Source organism: Arthrobacter sp. UYCo732 (assembly GCF_040547265.1).
Taxonomy (GTDB): Bacteria; Actinomycetota; Actinomycetes; order Actinomycetales; family Micrococcaceae; genus Arthrobacter.
Window position 1 is genome coordinate 16,333 of record NZ_JBEPPJ010000012.1, and the last position, 17,033, is coordinate 33,365.

The 17,033-nt window shown below is 66.3% G+C and carries 12 protein-coding genes; 7 read left to right on the forward strand and 5 right to left on the reverse strand.

Annotated features, from left to right (window positions below):
• Nucleotides 1-46 precede the first annotated feature (46 nt).
• On the forward strand, nt 47-1,294 hold the full coding sequence (locus tag ABIB45_RS14870) for a DUF4192 domain-containing protein (protein WP_354216628.1): 1,248 nt from the start codon (nt 47-49) through the stop codon (nt 1,292-1,294).
• A gap of 243 nt (nt 1,295-1,537) precedes the next feature.
• Nucleotides 1,538-2,851, forward strand: a complete 1,314-nt coding sequence (locus ABIB45_RS14875; protein WP_354216629.1) for an RNA polymerase sigma factor — start codon at nt 1,538-1,540, stop codon at nt 2,849-2,851.
• Nucleotides 2,852-3,011: 160 nt separating this feature from the next.
• Here ABIB45_RS14875 and ABIB45_RS14880 read toward each other — a convergent pair whose 3' ends face one another.
• Nucleotides 3,012-3,233 (reverse strand): DUF7455 domain-containing protein, encoded by a 222-nt coding sequence (locus ABIB45_RS14880; protein WP_354216630.1) that lies wholly within the window; start codon nt 3,231-3,233, stop codon nt 3,012-3,014.
• A gap of 256 nt (nt 3,234-3,489) precedes the next feature.
• On the opposite strand from ABIB45_RS14880, the gene ABIB45_RS14885 reads away from it, so the two are divergent.
• Nucleotides 3,490-5,598: a DNA gyrase/topoisomerase IV subunit B gene (locus ABIB45_RS14885; RefSeq protein WP_354216631.1), complete on the forward strand. Its 2,109-nt coding sequence runs from the start codon at nt 3,490-3,492 to the stop codon at nt 5,596-5,598.
• 27 nt (nt 5,599-5,625) lie between these two features.
• On the opposite strand, the gene ABIB45_RS14890 is transcribed toward ABIB45_RS14885, so the two are convergent.
• Complete coding sequence (locus ABIB45_RS14890; RefSeq protein ID WP_354216632.1) at nt 5,626-6,615, reverse strand: M56 family metallopeptidase; 990 nt, start codon at nt 6,613-6,615, stop codon at nt 5,626-5,628.
• Nucleotides 6,616-6,621: 6 nt separating this feature from the next.
• Nucleotides 6,622-7,008 (reverse strand): BlaI/MecI/CopY family transcriptional regulator, encoded by a 387-nt coding sequence (locus ABIB45_RS14895; RefSeq protein ID WP_354216633.1) that lies wholly within the window; start codon nt 7,006-7,008, stop codon nt 6,622-6,624.
• A 264-nt stretch (nt 7,009-7,272) separates the two neighbouring features.
• Here ABIB45_RS14895 and ABIB45_RS14900 point away from each other — a divergent pair, with 264 nt between their 5' ends.
• The 4 genes from ABIB45_RS14900 (at nt 7,273) to ABIB45_RS14915 (ending at nt 13,982) form a co-directional block, all read left to right on the forward strand.
• The gene (locus ABIB45_RS14900) at nt 7,273-8,874 is read left to right on the forward strand and encodes a cytochrome ubiquinol oxidase subunit I (RefSeq protein ID WP_354216634.1); all 1,602 of its coding nucleotides are present in this window, start codon (nt 7,273-7,275) and stop codon (nt 8,872-8,874) included.
• Nucleotides 8,875-8,895: 21 nt separating this feature from the next.
• On the forward strand, nt 8,896-9,945 hold the full coding sequence (gene cydB / locus ABIB45_RS14905; RefSeq protein WP_354216635.1) for a cytochrome d ubiquinol oxidase subunit II: 1,050 nt from the start codon (nt 8,896-8,898) through the stop codon (nt 9,943-9,945).
• A 6-nt stretch (nt 9,946-9,951) separates the two neighbouring features.
• Nucleotides 9,952-13,485 (forward strand): thiol reductant ABC exporter subunit CydD, encoded by a 3,534-nt coding sequence (gene cydD / locus ABIB45_RS14910; RefSeq protein WP_354216636.1) that lies wholly within the window; start codon nt 9,952-9,954, stop codon nt 13,483-13,485.
• A gap of 305 nt (nt 13,486-13,790) precedes the next feature.
• Nucleotides 13,791-13,982, forward strand: a complete 192-nt coding sequence (locus ABIB45_RS14915; protein WP_354216637.1) for a hypothetical protein — start codon at nt 13,791-13,793, stop codon at nt 13,980-13,982.
• Here the strand turns inward: ABIB45_RS14915 and ABIB45_RS14920 are convergent, their stop codons facing one another.
• Nucleotides 13,983-14,501: a DinB family protein gene (locus ABIB45_RS14920; protein WP_354216638.1), complete on the reverse strand. Its 519-nt coding sequence runs from the start codon at nt 14,499-14,501 to the stop codon at nt 13,983-13,985.
• Between the two features lie 9 nt (nt 14,502-14,510).
• Complete coding sequence (locus ABIB45_RS14925) at nt 14,511-17,021, reverse strand: DNA gyrase/topoisomerase IV subunit A (RefSeq protein WP_354216639.1); 2,511 nt, start codon at nt 17,019-17,021, stop codon at nt 14,511-14,513.
• Nucleotides 17,022-17,033 lie beyond the last annotated feature (12 nt).

Consider the following 17,033-nt stretch of genomic DNA (forward strand, 5'->3'; position numbering starts at 1 on the left):
GAAGTAGGCGCTTCACACGTGCCGCCGGTGCGCCAAAGCTGGAGTCATGAAACCTCCAGAACACCTGACCGTCCGAGGCCCTGAAGACATCCTCGGGTTCATTCCACACTCCCTGGGCTACTGGCCGGCAGACAGCCTGGTGGCCATGACCCTGCACGGAAACAGGCTGGGAGCCACCCTGCGGCTGGACCTCCCCGGTCCCGAGACTCTGGCGGACCCGCGGGCCTACGCCCGGACCGTCCGCGACTACCTGGCGGCAGACCAGAATGCCGATGGCGCCCTGCTGGCCATCTTCAGCAATGACGGCTGGACGGAACCGCCCGGAACGTACTGGGGGCTCCTGAACGCCCTGGAATCCCACCTGGACGCCGCGGGGATGACAGTACGCGACGCCTGGTACGTCGGAGACACCTACTGGCGAAACGCAAGATGCGCTGATGAGTTGTGCTGCCCGGCACCGGGCAGATCCGTGCAGGCAATCCGGGACAGCATGCTGAACGCCGAAATGGTCTTTCGGGGAAGCAGCGTGGGACCGGCGCCGGAGAACGGCGCCCTCCCGGCCCCCACGGTTTCCGGCGACGAGCGCGCCGCCATCCTGGCGTGGGAAGAAGCGTGGGCAGCGCAGCTGGAACGGCGCCGGGGGAGCAGGGAACAATTCACTAGGCTTCTGGCCCACTGGGGATTCGTCCTGACCAACGAAACCGGCCGGATGTTGCCGGCAGACGACGTTGCGTTCCTCCGCGCCTCGCTCGCCGTCCCGGCCTGGCGTGATGCCGTCCTGGTCATGGCCGCGGCCGGCACTTCGGCCGCACTTGCCGGCGCGGAAGTGTTCGGTATCTTCGAGTCCGGCTGCGGCCTGGTGCCGGTTGGGCCTATCCACACGGGCCAGGGGACCGCCGTTGAAGCAGCCGGCCAGAACGCTTTCCAGCCGGCCCGGCAAGCCGCGGGCGAGGCCGATGACGGGCAGCCGTCGCCAGGATACGGCGAGGTCCTGTTGGGGCTTGAGCCTGAAATTCCCGCCTGGCACACACTGAACAGCCTGGACGCAGTCCTGGGACAACTCTCAGCGTGTGGCGGGCAGCCCGGCGCAGCTGCCCTGACCGGACGGGGGTGGATCGCGTGGTGCCGGGGCCGTGGATCCTACGCCGCCGCCTATCTTAAGCAGGCCCTTGAGGTAGAGCCGGGCTACCGGCTGGCCGAACTCATGCTGGAACTGGTGCGGCGGGGAACGCTCTGCGGCTGGGCTGCGCGGAAGGAGGCCGCCTGGCGGCAGTTCGAACCGGACGCAGCCTAGGTCCTGCCGCTGCTTTGAGTCCGGTTCCGGAAAACCGTGAGACAATGGTTGCCGAGACCCGGTTGGGTCCGTGTATCAAGTGCCTGTAATGGCGCCCTGACGGGAACATTACAGCCGCCCCGGCAGTTCTACTTGTAGGCTCTGCCGGTTGTGGTTGCACCTGATGTTGATCACGGACTTGACAGGGTCATAGTGGTGTTGCCCGTATGGTGATTCCACAGACCGCCGCTAGAAAGGTTTTCTGTGACCCCGTCTTCCGCGAAGAAGGAACCCGCCGCCCAGGACTTGTCCCCTGAGGAGAAGCAGGCTGCAACGAACGCCAAGCGAGCAGCAACGCGGGCAGCCAACAAAGCCGTCAAGGATGCCACCGCCGGTGAATCCGCCGGCGACGGTAAGCCTGAACCCAAGAAGCGCGGCCCAAAGCCCGGCGCTAAAGCTGCTGCCGAAGCCGCCGGGAAAGCTGCGCGCGGCGCATCGGATTCCGATGACGACGATGTCGAAGACCCTGACGACATCAGCATCGAAAGCGCCGACGACAGCGAGATTGACGCCGCCAAGGCCGCATCGGCCGCCACGGGCAAGGGTTTCGTCTACTCGGATGCCGACGACGATGATGCCCCCGTCCAGCAGGTGATGTCCGCCGGAGCCACGGCTGACCCCGTCAAGGACTACCTCAAGCAAATCGGTAAGGTTGCGCTGCTCAACGCAGAGCAGGAAGTGGACCTCGCCCTCCGGATCGAAGCCGGACTCTTCGCCGAAGAGAAGATCAACGCAGACGACGGCTCGATGGAACCCAAGTTCAAGCGTGAACTTGAGTTTGTCATCCACGACGGCAAGCGGGCCAAGAACCACCTGCTCGAAGCCAACCTCCGCCTGGTGGTCTCGCTGGCAAAGCGCTACACCGGCCGCGGCATGCTGTTCCTGGACCTCATCCAGGAAGGCAACCTTGGCCTGATCCGCGCAGTGGAGAAGTTCGACTACACCAAGGGCTTCAAGTTCTCCACGTACGCGACCTGGTGGATCCGCCAGGCCATCACCCGGGCCATGGCCGACCAGGCCCGCACCATCCGCATCCCGGTGCACATGGTCGAGGTCATCAACAAGCTGGCCCGCGTCCAGCGTCAGATGCTTCAGGACCTCGGCCGCGAACCAACGCCGGAGGAGCTTGCCCTCGAACTGGACATGACCCCGGAGAAGGTCGTCGAAGTCCAGAAGTACGGCCGTGAACCAATCTCCCTCCATACGCCTCTTGGCGAGGACGGCGACTCCGAGTTCGGTGACCTTATTGAGGATTCCGAGGCTGTAGTCCCCGCAGATGCCGTGAGCTTCACGCTGCTGCAGGAACAGCTGCACTCGGTCCTGGATACCCTGTCCGAACGCGAAGCCGGGGTAGTGGCCATGCGGTTCGGCCTGACCGACGGCCAGCCGAAGACTTTAGACGAAATCGGCAAGGTTTACGGCGTCACGCGTGAGCGTATCCGCCAGATTGAGTCCAAGACCATGTCCAAGCTCCGCCACCCGTCGCGGTCGCAGGTGCTCAGGGACTACCTGGACTAGATCAGGACCCACCAAACGCGGGGTCAGTGTCCGCCAAGCATTCTCGGATGCCTGGGCGGGGCTGGCCCCGCGTTTTTGCGAAACACGGGGTCGTGGGGCAGGGCTTAACAAAACAGGACCCCCTCCCAAAGGAGGAGGTCCTGATGGTGTGTTTGTCAGGTCAGTCGACGGCTACGGGAGCCTTCTCGTGAAGCCTGCCTGTCTCATCGTGCCAGTCGGAGCTCAACGGCCTGAGCGTTGCCTCGATTGCACGGGCATGGTGGCCGCAGAAGAGCAGCTCACCGCCGGAGGTCTGAAGTACAACGCGGACGTATGCCTGAGCTCCGCAACGATCGCACCGGTCCAGTGCGTTGAGTGTGCGGTCTGCCACTGCTGTTGTCATGTCGGCCTCCTTGGTAGATCTGTATGTCTATATAACCAGCATTCGTAGCAATCCCATCGCAAGGACGGGTCAAGTTCGCTGTCCGCGTAGCCGCAAGAATGGCTCAAGCCGCAAATGTGCGTCGCGGCAAGATGCCGAGTGGCCCCGCCCACAGCCCTGGCATGGTGTGGCAGCAGGCCGTCCGCTGCCACGCCGACTAGGCTGGAACGTGCGTTCCCAGCGCCAGATGTTCCGTCACTGAAGGAGTTCACAACCCGTGGCACCAAGTTCTGATTACACCGCCCGGCACCTTTCTGTCCTGGAGGGCCTCGAAGCCGTCCGCAAACGCCCCGGCATGTACATCGGTTCCACCGACTCCCGCGGACTGATGCACTGCCTCTGGGAGATCATCGACAACTCGGTGGATGAAGCGCTGGCGGGCTTCGGGCATGACATCAAAATCATCCTGCACGCGGACAACTCGGTGGAAATCCACGACGACGGCCGCGGCATCCCCGTGGACGTGGAGCCGAAGACAGGACTCACCGGCGTCGAGGTGGTGTTCACCAAGCTGCATGCGGGCGGCAAGTTCGGCGGTGGCTCCTACACCGCCTCCGGCGGCCTGCACGGCGTGGGTGCCTCCGTGGTGAACGCGTTGTCCGCCCGCCTGGACGTGGAGGTGGACCGTGGCAGCAAAACGTACAAAATGTCGTTCCGGCGCGGTGAACCCGGTCGCTTCAAGGATCAGGGCAGCAAAATTGACCCCGCGTCGACTTTCGAACCATTTATGGATGGCTCCGTGCTTGACGTCATCGGCAAGGCCAAGCGGGGTGTGACGGGAACGCGGATCCGCTACTGGGCGGACCGCCAGATCTTCACACCTGACGCGAAGTTCTCGTACGACGAATTGGCCGCCCGGGCGCGGCAGACATCGTTCCTGGTGCCGGGGCTCAAGCTCACGGTCCGCGACGAGCGCAGGCTGGCCGGCACTCCCGGTGAGGGCGGAGCCCATGAGGAGGTCTTCCACCACGACGGTGGCATCTCCGAGTTTGTCGACTTCCTCGCCGCCGATCCCGCCGTCACCGACATCTGGCGGCTCCACGGCTCGGGCAAGTTCAAGGAGACAGTCCCGGTAATCGATGAGCGTGGCCACAGCCAGCTCGCCGAGGTGGAGCGTGACTGTGAAGTGGACGTGGCGCTGCGGTGGGGCATCGGCTATGACAGCACGGTGCGCACCTTTGTGAACATCATTTCCACACCTAAGGGCGGAACCCACCAGTCAGGCTTCGAGCAGGCGTTGGTCAAGACGTTCCGGAAGGCGGTGGAGGCCAACGCCCGCAAGCTTAAGGCGGGCACCGACAAGATCGAGAAGGATGACATCTTCGCCGGCCTGACGGCTGTCCTGACGGTCCGGCTGGCGGAGCCGCAGTTTGAGGGCCAGACCAAGGAGATCCTGGGCACCTCAGCCGTGCGGGCCATCGTCTCGAAGGTGGTGGAGCAGGAGATCACCGCGAAGCTCAACTCCGCAAACCGCAGCGACAAAGCCCACTCGGCGCTGCTGCTGGAAAAAATCGTCAGCGAGATGAAGTCGCGCATCTCCGCACGGGTCCACAAGGAAACACAGCGGCGCAAGAACGCCCTGGAAACGTCCTCCATGCCCACCAAGCTTGCGGACTGCCGGACTGACGACGTCGGGCGTTCCGAACTGTTCATCGTCGAAGGTGACTCCGCGCTGGGTACCGCCAAGCTGGCACGGTCCTCCGATTTCCAGGCCCTGCTGCCCATCCGCGGCAAGATCCTGAACGTCCAGAAGGCATCCGTTGGGGACATGCTTTCCAATGCAGAATGTGCGGCACTTATCCAGGTGGTGGGTGCCGGTTCGGGCCGCAGCTTCGACATCAGCGCGGCCCGGTACGGCAAGGTCATCCTCATGACCGACGCCGACGTCGACGGCGCCCACATCCGGACGCTGCTGCTGACACTGTTCTTCCGGTACATGCGGCCGATGATCGAGAACGGCCGTGTTTTTGCCGCCGTCCCGCCGCTGCACCGCGTGGAAGTCATCAACGCCGGCCAGAAGGCCAATGAAATGATTTACACCTACTCCGAGGCGGAGCTCCATGTCCTCCTGGCCCGGCTGGAAAAGGAGGGCAAACGCTACAAGGAGCCAATCCAGCGGTACAAGGGCCTCGGCGAAATGGACGCGGAACAGTTGGCGGAGACCACCATGGACCCCCGGCACCGGACCCTTCGCAAGGTGGGCATCGACAACGCCAAGCAGGCCGAGGACACCTTCGATTTGCTGATGGGTTCCGACGTTGCCCCGCGTAAGGACTTCATCATCGCCGGTGCCTCCAGCCTGGACCGGGAGCGGATCGACGCCTGACCGGCAGGCGGGGTCAGGCAGCCAGGGTCAGCCCAGCAGGCCCGGCACGATCAGCAGCGCCGTGGGCAGGGCAAGGAGCAGGACGCAGCCCGCAAGCACCGCGCCGCGGGCGGTGGAGGACAGCTGAGGCTGTGGTGAGAGCAGCCGGCTGACCCGGGAGGCTGTGGTGCGGGCTGAGTCTGAGCCGGTGACGCCGGCCGCCGCTTCCAGTCCCTCAAGCGCAAGGCGTGCCTGGCCCACAGGCTGGAAACCACCGGCAGCCCCCGCTGAACCGCTGGCCACTATCGCTATCGCCTTGATGAGGGTTGCCCTGCTCTCAGTCTTGAGCGCCACGTCATCGGCCAGCATCTCGATGAGCGAGTTCACGGACTCCTGGGCCAGCCTGGTGGTGGGAAGCCAGGGGAGTGCCTGGCGCCAGGCGGCGAAGGCCCAGAGCAGCAGATGGTGGCGCTGGTTCAGGTGGGCGGTCTCGTGGATCAGGACTGCCCGTAGTTCGGCCGGTTCAAGGGCGGCCATCAGGCCGTCGGACAGGACAGTGACAGAGCGTGCCCCGCCGGGAAGGCAGTACGCCACCGGCGAGTCGTGGCTGATGACCACGGTTCCCGTCCCGTCCGCGGCAGGGGAGGCCAGGAGGGCCAGTAGTTCACGGTGGCGCCGACGCTGCCGCTCGATCTTGTAGTACGTCAGCAAGAGGGTGAAGACGAGGTGTGCGGTCAGCAGGGCTGCGGCGGAAAGGGCAAAGAGATGCCAGAATCCGAGCGCCGTGGTGGCCGCATTGAACAGCACCATGCCTGCGAGGGCCCGCAGCCCGGCAATCAGGTTGTCGCCCACCGGTTCGAGCCCGTACACCAGCATCGCGCCGATCATCGAGAGCCCGCCGGCAAGGGCGATTGCCTGCCAGAGGAGCATCGCGGTGGAGGGCGCCCGGCCGGGCCACTGGGCGCGGGAAAGAAAGACAGGCACCGGCCACGCCAGGACTATCGCAAGGACCGCCAGCAGGTATGAGGTCCAGAACATGGCCTGCTAGATATGACCGAGCAGTTTGCGCAGCGTTTCGGCTTCACTCTGTGTTACGGACCCGATGAACTGTGCCAGGACCGCTTCACGGTCTGGGGCGGAGCCCAGCACTTCGTGCATCAGTTCGGCTGTGTGTTCTTCCCGGCTGGAAACCGCCTGGTAGCGGTGCGGCCTGGTGCCGCGCTCCCGCTCAACGAGACCTTTCTTCTCCAACCGGGAGAGGACAGTCAGCACAGTGGTGACCGCAAGTTCCTTGCCCTCATGGCCCGCAGCGTCCCCTTTTGCTTCGGTGCTCGTTGCCAGCTTGTCGCGCAGGGTATTTGCGGTGGCTGCATCGTGGCCCGCCCAGAGCAGATCCATCACTGCCCGTTCCAGTTCCCCAAGACTTGCCATTGCCTACATCCTTCTCGATTCCCTGCACCGGTCGGCTGATTGCCGCGGTGACTGCAAATGTGTCTTTTCAGATACGGTACCAAGTTACCTGTTTTTGGCCAGAGTTTCTACGTACGGTAGAACACTCGGCGTGGCGCGACCTCGTTAGGGTCGGAGTGAGATGGAACTCTTGGTTTATCAATGCCCGGCCCATTGTTCTACACTCTGTAGAAGTCATTGTTCTACGTAACGTAGAAATGTGTAACCGCCAACCGAGGGACTGCTGTGGAAGCTCTGGAAATCGCACGCTGGCAATTCGGCATCACCACCGTCTACCACTTCATGATGGTGCCGCTCACCATTGGCCTGGGCCTGGTGGTCGCCGTGATGCAGACCCTCTGGTACCGCACCGGCAAGGTGGAGTACCTCCGGATGACCAAGTTCTGGGGCAAGCTCTTCCTGATCAACTTCATCATGGGCGTCGCCACCGGCATTGTGCAGGAGTTTCAGTTCGGCATGGCCTGGAGCGAATACAGCCGGTTCGTGGGGGACGTCTTCGGGGCTCCCCTCGCGCTCGAATCCCTCTTGGCCTTCTTCGTGGAGTCAACGTTCCTTGGGCTGTGGATCTTCGGCTGGAAGCAACTGAAGCCGGCCATCCACCTGGCCTGCCTCTGGATTGCCGTAGTGGGATCGGTCTTTTCGGCCTATTTCATCATCGTGGCCAACAGTTGGATGCAGCACCCTGTTGGCGCGGAAATCATCGACGGCCGGCCGGTGATGACGGACGCCTGGGCAGTCTTCACAAACAACACCGCACTGGTGGCCTTCCCGCACACCCTGATGGGAGCCCTGGCCGTGGCCGGCGGTTTCCTCCTGGGCATCGCCTGGTACCACCTCTGGCGCAGGCGCAAGGACGGCATCGACACCATCGGCCCGTACGGCAAGGTGGTTCCCGGCGAAGCTGCCATCCCGGGCCGCGACCTGACCGACTACAAAGTCTGGATCCGCTCCCTGCGGATCGGCGCCGTCGTCGCCATGCTCTCCTTCGCCGGTACCGCCCTCACCGGCGACCTGCAGGGCAAGCTGATGTTTGAGCAGCAGCCTATGAAGATGGCTGCGGCCGAAGCCGCCTGCCACGACGGCACGGGGTTCTCCGTGCTCAGCGTGGGAAACCTTGGCTCGAAGAACTGCGATGACATTGTGGCCCTGATCGAGATTCCTGGCATCCTGTCCTTCCTCGCCAACGGCGACTTCACCACCGAGGTTCGGGGGGTCAACGGTCTCCTCGACCAGTACAAGGCCGACTACGGAACCCACCTGCCGGACAACCCGATCTACGGCGAGCGGGCCGGCCAGGAGATCCAGTATGTCCCGGTCATGGAAGTCACCTACTGGGGCTTCCGGATGATGATCGGCTTTGGTGGCCTGGCTGCCCTTGCCGCCCTGGGGGCCCTGTGGCTGACCAGAAAGGGTACGGTCCCCGCAGCGCCCTGGCTGATGCGCCTGGCAGTATTCGGCATCCTCGCCCCGTTCGGCGCCAACGCCGCCGGCTGGATTTTCACCGAAATGGGCCGGCAGCCGTTTGTGGTGGCACCCAACCCGGACCTGAACGGCATCGACCAGGTGTTTATGTTCACCGCGGCCGCGGTGTCGCCGGGGGTCTCTGCCGGTGAACTGCTGACCTCGCTGATCGTCCTCACCGCCGTCTACGCCTCCCTGCTGGTGGTGGAGGTCAAACTCCTGGTCACGTACATCCGTGGCGGCGTGGTCTCCGCGATGCCGGAACTGGCCCATGCTCCGGCCGATGAAGACGAGGACGGCTACCCCGGCCCCCACGGCACCGGCCCGGCGAAACCGGCCGACGACGTCCTGGCATTCGCCTACTAAGAAGAGCAGAGGATATTCAACATGGAGCTCCTGCCCACCATTTGGTTCATTGTCATCTCGGTGCTGTGGACCGGGTACCTCTTCCTGGAAGGCTTTGACCTCGGCGTGGGAATGCTGATGAAGCTCTTCGCACGGAACAACACCGACCGAAGGGTGCTGCTGAACACCGTGGGCCCGGTCTGGGACGGCAACGAGGTCTGGCTGATCACGGCCGGCGCCGCCACGTTCGCGGCGTTCCCGCACTGGTACGCCTCGCTGTTTTCCGCCCTCTACCTCCCGCTCCTGGTGGTGCTGGTGGCCCTCATTTTCCGTGCGGTCGCCTTCGAATACCGCGGGAAAATGGACAGCGACAGCTGGCGGACGCGCTGGGACTGGGCCATTGCCCTGGGCTCCTTCTTCGCCGCGTTCGGCGTTGGCGCCGCCCTGGCCCTGACCACCACCGGCCTGCCGCTGAACGCGAACGGTGACAGGGAAGGCGGTGCCATGGCCTGGTTCAGCGGATACGCCGTGCTCGGCGGGCTGGCCGTGGTTGGGTTCTCCCTGCTGCACGCCCTGGCGTTCCTGGCACTGAAGACCGACGGCGACGTGCGGCACCGGGCGCGCGCCTGGTTCGTCCGGCTGCTTCCGGTCCTCCTGCTTCCCCTGGCGGCCTGGGCACTTGTTATCCAGTTCCTGGAAGGCAAGCCGTGGACCTGGGCGGTGGTGATCCTGGCCGTTGTGGCGGCCGTGGCCGCGTGGTTCCTGGCACGGCGCGGAGCCGAGGGCAGGGCGTTCATGGCGATGGGGGCCTTCCTGCTCCTGGGCAGCGCGTCGATCTTTGGCGCCGTGTTCCCGGTGGTGCTGCCCTCCACGCTGGACCCGGCGTTTGACCTGACGATCGCCAATGCGTCTTCCTCCGACTACACGCTGGGGCTCATGAGCGTGGCGGCGGCGGTGGGCCTGCCCCTGGTGATCGTCTACCAGGCGTGGACCTACTGGGTTTTCCGCCGCCGCGTGAGCGCCGCACACATCCCGCCGGCCCACAGTTTCCTGCCGGCCATTGCCGTCAGGGCCTTCACCACGAAGGGCTGACCCGGCGTGCGCCCCGATATTCCGGCCGGACCGGCCACCCGTTCCGCCATCTACTGGCTTGGCCTGCTTGCTGCGCTGGAGGCGCTCTCCCTGGTCCTGACGGGGCAAGCGGTGGCAGCCATGCTCGCCGGACTGGCCACCGGGAATGAATCCTGGCAGGACCAGTTGCCCTGGGGCCTGGCCGGCGTCGTCCTGCGGTCCGCCGCGGTGTGGGCGCAAGGTATTGCCGCGCGCCGCGCCGCATTGGGCATCAAGGAGGAGCTCAGGTCCGGGCTCCTGGCGCGCGCCCTGCGTAATGGTGCACGCAGCACCGGGCCGGCCGACGGCGGCCTGGCAGTCCTGGCGACGCGGGGCCTGGACGCGCTGGACAACTATTACACGCAGTTCCTGCCGGCCCTCGTGAACTGCGCCACGATCCCGCTGCTGCTCGGCGCGCGCATCCTCTTCGCGGACTGGGTCAGCGCAGTGGTGGTGGTTCTGACGGTTCCGCTCGTGCCGCTGTTTATGGTGCTGATCGGCCGGTACACCGAGGACCATGTCCGCGAGGCGCAGCAAACCCTCACCCGGCTGTCCGCGCACATACTGGAACTTGCCAAAGGCCTGCCGGTCCTGGTGGGCCTGGGCCGTGCCACCGCGCAGCGCAAAGCGCTCGAGGAGATCTCGGAGGAATACCGTTCACGGACCATGGGCACGCTGCGGACGGCGTTCCTCTCTGCTTTGGCCCTGGAGCTCATCGCCACGATTTCGGTGGCCGTGGTGGCCGTCTTCATCGGCGTCCGGCTGGTGCACGGCGACATGGTCCTCGAAGCTGGCCTGCTGGCCCTCATCCTCGCGCCGGACTGCTACCTGCCCCTCCGCGAGCTGGGCACCGCGCACCACGCCAGCGACGACGGCCGGGCGGCCCTCGCCGCGACGCGGACCGTCACCGAAGCACCGGAGCCACGGCCGCTGCCGGCGGACGACGGCGGCGGCCGCTTCGCAGCGCACGTCTCCCGGGGAGTGACGGTCACCGACCTCACTGTCACGCATGCTGGCAGGTCCGCTGCCGCCGTCGGGCCCCTGGCCTTTACCGCCCCGCACGGGCAGATCACCGCGCTGGATGGTCCCAGCGGCGCCGGTAAAAGCACGGTCCTTGGCGTGCTGGCCGGCACCGTGGGCGACGGCGGCGGGACCACCGTGTCCGGCCATATTTCCGGCCTGGACCGTGGCGCCGTCGCGTGGGTTCCGCAACACCCGGTCATGGTGGCGGACTCCGTGCTCGACGAGGTCATGCTTTACGTCAATGGCGGAACAGTCAGTTCGCTTTCCGGCAGTGCCAGGTCCTCCGACAGTGCCGGACCAGTCCAGCACCTGCAGGGCGTGCAGGACGTCGCCTTGGAGTGCCTGGCCGCTGCTGCCGCGGGCCACCTCGCTGGCCATCATCCGGCCGAGCTGAGCCCGGGGGAGTTGCGTCGCGTGGCGTTGGCCCGCGGCCTGGCGCGGCTGCGTGCCGGCGCCAATGTCCTGCTGCTTGACGAGCCGACCGCCCACTTGGACGCTGTCTCGGCGGCGCTGGTGCAGGAGTCAATCCGGGAGCTCCGGGGACAGGTGACGGTCATCCTGGTGGCCCACGACGAGCAGACCCGCGAACTGGCGGACCATCTGGTTCCCGTCTCGGCGCGCGGCATCACGGCACCGTCCGGGATCACCGGCATGCCGCACGCTGCTGGGCACACCACCGAACACAGCAGTCCCGCAGACGGGGTCCGCGAGGATCAGCACAGTCCCGGGACTGCGGCCCTGCCTGCTGCCATGCCCGTCGCAGGGGATGGACGGCCCACGCCCACAAACCGGCTCCTCGCCGGCCTGCTGGCGCCGGTTGCGGGCCGGTTCACCGGTGCCGCCGTGGCGGGGACCTTCGCAGCCCTCTTTGCCGTGGCCCTGTCCGGGCTCTCCGGCTGGCTCATCATCGGGGCAAGCGAGCAGCCGCCCATCCTGTACCTGCTCACCGCGATCGTGGGGGTGCGGTTCTTCGGGATCGGACGCGCCGTCCTTCGTTTCTGGGAACGGCTCCTGCTGCACGACGCCGTCTTTGGCGCCCTGACCAGGCTCCGTGGCCGGCTCTGGGAATCGCTGAGCCGCAAGGCCTTGTCCCTGCGGCGGCTCCTGCAGGGCGGCAATGTCCTCGGCACGGTGATTGACGACGTCGACACCGTCCGGGACCTGCTGCCGCGCGTTGTGCTGCCACCCGTCACGGCGCTCGCCGTGGCCGGGTCTGCCCTGCTGGCCACAACGCTGGTGGCGCCGGCCGCTCTGCCGGCCGTTGCCACGGCAGCAGTACTGAGCCTGGTTGTGGCACCGCTGGCCGCACTCTGGGGCGACCGCCGGTCGGCCACAGCGGAACAGCGCCTGCGGGCGGGAGTACTGCGGCGCACCTCCGCAGCCCTGGACGCCAGGGCGGAACTCCACGCGAACGGCATCGCCGCAACAGTTCTTGACGCGCTCCGCGCCGAGGACCGCAGGGCAACCAGGGCATCACAGCGCTCAGCCTGGGCGGAAGGCCTTGGCCAGGCCATCACGGTGGCTGCCTGCGGAACGGCGGCCCTGGCCGCTGCCGTGCTGACCGCACCCCAGGTCATCGCCGGTGCCATGGAACCGGCCACGGCTGCGGTCATGGTGCTCCTGCAGCTGGCCCTCGTGGAACCCTACGCAGCCATGGCGACGGCGGTCCGCCAGTATCCTGCGCTGCGTGCAGTCATGCAACGGGTCGCGGAGTCAGGTGTGCTGGACGCCACTAACGCGGAGGCTCCGGAAGGCGACGGAGTCCACCAGCTCCCGCCCCGCCGCGGTGCTGCTGCCGGCGTGGAGCTGGACAACCTAGCGGCTTCGTGGCCCGGAGGGGGAACAGTCTTCGCCGGAGTGTCGGCCGTTGCCGGGCCCGGTTCGTGGCTGGCCGTTACCGGCCCTTCCGGTGCGGGTAAGTCCACCCTGCTCGCGGTCCTGCTGGGATTCCTCCCGGCCGCCGCCGGCCGGGCCGCCGTGACTGGGACGGCAGCCTGGTGCCCGCAGGAGGCGCACCTGTTCGATTCGACGCTTCGCGGCAACCTGCTGCTGGGCCTGCCTGCCCGCGGGAACGGCACCTCCGCCTCCAGTGACGCGGAGCTGGCGGCGGCGTTAACCGCCGTCGGACTCAATGCCCTGGTGTCGCGGCTGCCGGACGGGGTGGATACCCGGATCGGCCCCGGCGGTTCGTTCCTCAGCGGCGGCGAACGGCAGCGGCTTGCCGTGGCCCGGACCATCCTGACGGGCGCCGAGGTGATCCTGCTGGATGAGCCCACTGCCCACCTGGACGCGGAGGCTGGACGGGAAATGCTGGCCGACCTGCGCGCGGGCCTCAAGGGCCGCACGGTGGTGATGGTCACCCACAACCCCGCTGACATCGATCCCGCTGACACGCTCCTGGACTTGTCCGCCGCGTCACTGGCCGGCGCCGCGGGCGGCGCCGGCTTCCGCAACCGGAGGGGAGCCTTCGCTAACCTGATGTCATGCCTGATGCCATGAGGGAGCCCTGGGTGGACTTTCCACGCTGCACTGGCTGCTGGCCGCAGACTTTGACGTGCCGGCCTGGGGCGGCGCTGATTGCCCGGACCACCGAGAACCCGTCTGGTACGAACGCGAGGCCGATCTGCAGCAACAGGTGCAGTCGCGGAAGAATCCGGCGGCCAGCCACACGGTGCCGGGCCTGGACGGTGCGGGAATCCTCCGGGTGTACGCCGGGATCTCGAAGAACCGGGACTCAGACAAGGCACACGGCTTTAGGCCACGCTCCTGGAGGCCGCCGCACGAACTCGTTCGTCTGGCGCAGAATGCGGCCTTCCGGGACCACTGGGGCAGCGAACCCCCGGGATGAGGAATCCTGGTCCTTCACTGTCAGCCACCCGCAGGCCCGTCAGGACCTCAGCGCCGTGGTCCTGGACAGTGCTGCCGGTGAAGTGGCGGCGTATCAGCTGGCCAGCCACGCGGTGAACCGCAGCATGGCGTGGGATAAAGCGCTGTAGTCAGCCGTCCACGTCATGGAGGTGATGGACGACGTCGTGCAGGAAGTACTGCGCCAGCGTCAGGACCGTGAACTCCGAGCCGTTGCTGCGGAGTCCCTTTCTGCCCCACTCCTCCTCGCGGACGCCCGCGAAAGACGCCGCGATCTGCTCGCCCTCTGCCGCCAGTGCCGCACTGACCACGGCGGGGTCGGCGTTGGCGTAGTCCTGTTCCACGGCGGTGCGGTCCTGGTCCCAGTTCTCGAACCGTGCGTCGTCGGAAGCGAGCATCAGGTTCAGCCGCTGGTCGAAAAGGGAAAACACGTCGCGGACATGGCAGGCGTACTCCAGGGCTGACCAGGTGCCCGCATCCGGGCGTTCTGCAACCTCGGGCCGGCGAAGGACCGCCCGCCAGCGCGGCAGCATGCTGGCCACGCTGCCCGGCACGGTAGCCGGGGTGACGGTGGAAGCGTCGAAGGAGCACTCCGGGCACGGCCGGGAGAGCACCCAGGTCCAGTCCTTCTGATCAGGAATGATAGGCATGGCAGCAGTCTAGGACGGATCCGCCCATGCCATGCCCGGGCCCACTGCGTCCACGGCCTGGGACAGCGGAATGCCCGAACCGTCCCTCCTCCCGTGTTCCTGCGGCAACGACCTCGCAACACCGGCCAGTGAGGAGGCTTTCGCCGGCCCATGCCCTGCCCAGCCAAGCAGCAGCGTGTCTTCACCCTTAAGGAAGCGGTGGGCGCGGACACCGGCGGTGGCGCGGCCCTTGGCAGGGTACTCAGCGAAGGCCGTCACCTTGGCGGCGCCGGGTGCGGTCCCCGGCAGGGCGCCGTCGGTACCTGCGATGGTCACCACGACGGCGGCGTCATCGTCCGGCGCCACAGCACCGAAGAACACGACCTGGTCGCCGGCACCGAGCTTGATGCCGGCCATGCCGCCGGCCGTTCTGCCCTGCGCGCGGACGTTGGCGGCGCCGAACCGGAGCAGTTGCGCTTCACGGGTCAAAAACACCAGGTCCGTGTCCTCGGACCCGGCCGGGGCCACGCCCACCACCACGTCCTTGTCCTTCAGCGCAATCACTTCCCAGTCCTCGCGGTTCAGGGGGTAGTCCGGCTGGACCCGCTTGACCACACCCTGGGCCGTACCGATGGCCAGGATCCCATCCAGCGGTGCAAAGGCCACCAGTGATTCACCCTTCAGCAAGGTGATGAAGTCCTTCGCCGGGACACCCCCGGCAAGGTTGGGCAGGCCGGACATCGGCGGCAGCACCGGCATGTCCATGACCTGGAGCCGCAGCATCCGCCCCTGCGAGGTGACAGCGGCGATTTCACCGCGGGCGGAGGTCTTGACCACCGACCGGAACACATCGTGCCTGACGCGGGGGCCTGACTCGGCGAGCGGTTCCTGGTTGGACGTGCGCGCGATTTGGCCCGACGCCGTGAGGATCGCCCAGCAGGGATCGTCGGCGATCTCCAGGGCCAGCGGCGCAGCTTTGCCCTTATTGCCGGGAGCCGCGGCCAGGGCAGCGGCCACCGTCGGGGAGACAGCCTCCGATTCGAGCAGGACGGTCCGGCGCGGCGTACCGTATTTCTCGGCGGTCTCGCCGAGTTCCGTAGACACGAGTTCACGCAGCCGCTGCTCGGAGCCGAGGATGGCTTCGAGCTCGGCAATTTCGCGGCGCAGCTCGTCCTGTTCCTTCTCGAGCTCGATCAGCGAGTATTTGGTCAGCTGGCGCAGCCGCAGCTCCAGGATGTAGTTGGCCTGGATTTCCGAGAGGTCGTAGATGGACATGAGCCGTTCGCGGGCGGCGGAGACCTCGTCAGAGGACCTGATGATCTGGATGACCTCGTCAATGTCCACGATGGCGATCAGCAGACCCTCCACCAGGTGCAGCCGGTCCTTCTTCTTGCCTAGCCGGAACGCCGTCCGCCGGCGGACCACGTCGATGCGGTGGCCGACGTAGACGGACAGCAGATCCACGAGCCCGAGGGTCTGGGGCTGGCCGTCCACCAGCGTCACGTTGTTGATGCCGAACGAGTCTTCCATGGGGGAGTAGCGGTACAGCTGCTGCAGTACGGCGTTCGGGTTGAACCCGTTCTTCAACTCGATGACCAGGCGAAGGCCATGCTTGCGGTCCGTGAGGTCCACGATGTCGCTGATGCCGGTCAGTTTCTTGCCGTTGACGGCATCCTTGATCTTCTCGATCACCTTTTCCGGACCCACCATGTACGGCAATTCGGTGACCACCAGGCCGGTGCGCCGGGCCGAGAGCTGCTCGATCTCCACTTTGGCGCGCGTTTTGAACGAACCGCGGCCGGTGGCGTAGGCGTCGCGGATGCCGTCCAGGCCCACAATCCGGCCGCCCGTGGGAAGGTCCGGCCCGGGGACGAACCGCATGAGGTCATCGAGGGTGGCGTCCGGATGCGCGATCAGGTGCCGTGCCGCGGAGATGACCTCCACCAGGTTGTGCGGGGCCATGTTGGTGGCCATGCCAACGGCGATGCCCGTGGCACCGTTGACCAGCAGGTTGGGAAATGCGGCAGGAAGCACGTCCGGCTGGGTCAGCTGGTTGTCGTAGTTGGGGACGAAGTCCACTACGTCTTCGTCGAGGTGGTCCGTCAGCGTCAGGGCTGCCGCCGCGAGGCGGGCTTCGGTGTACCGGGGAGCCGCCGGTCCGTCGTCGAGCGAGCCGAAGTTGCCGTGGCCGTCAATCAGCGGCAGGCGCAGCGAGAAGTCCTGGGCCATGCGCACCATGGCGTCATAAATCGCCGTGTCGCCGTGGGGATGGAGCTTACCCATGACTTCGCCCACCACCCGGGCGCTCTTAACGTGGCCACGGTCCGGCCGGAGGCCCATCTCGCTCATCATGTACAGGATCCGGCGCTGCACCGGCTTGAGTCCGTCCCTCGCGTCCGGCAGTGCCCGGGAGTAGATCACCGAATAGGCGTACTCCAGGAACGAACCTTCCATTTCGGACGTGACATCGATGTCCACGATATTATCGACGAAATCCTGGGTGGCTTCCCCTGCAGGGGCTGGGCTTTGGCGGCGGGCCATGGGGCTGGTGGA

Bases quoted from the DNA above. Each gene is read 5' to 3' on its own strand.
- cydB (WP_354216635.1), top strand. From the start codon at position 8,896: ATGGAGCTCCTGCCCACCATTTGGTTCATTGTCATCTCGGTGCTGTGG.
- ABIB45_RS14890 (WP_354216632.1), bottom strand. From the start codon at position 6,615: ATGTTCTGGACCTCATACCTGCTGGCGGTCCTTGCGATAGTCCTGGCG.
- ABIB45_RS14870 (WP_354216628.1), top strand. From the start codon at position 47: ATGAAACCTCCAGAACACCTGACCGTCCGAGGCCCTGAAGACATCCTC.
- ABIB45_RS14920 (WP_354216638.1), bottom strand. From the start codon at position 14,501: ATGCCTATCATTCCTGATCAGAAGGACTGGACCTGGGTGCTCTCCCGG.
- ABIB45_RS14915 (WP_354216637.1), top strand. From the start codon at position 13,791: ATGCGGCCTTCCGGGACCACTGGGGCAGCGAACCCCCGGGATGAGGAA.
- ABIB45_RS14925 (WP_354216639.1), bottom strand. From the start codon at position 17,021: ATGGCCCGCCGCCAAAGCCCAGCCCCTGCAGGGGAAGCCACCCAGGAT.
- ABIB45_RS14895 (WP_354216633.1), bottom strand. From the start codon at position 7,008: ATGGCAAGTCTTGGGGAACTGGAACGGGCAGTGATGGATCTGCTCTGG.
- ABIB45_RS14880 (WP_354216630.1), bottom strand. From the start codon at position 3,233: ATGACAACAGCAGTGGCAGACCGCACACTCAACGCACTGGACCGGTGC.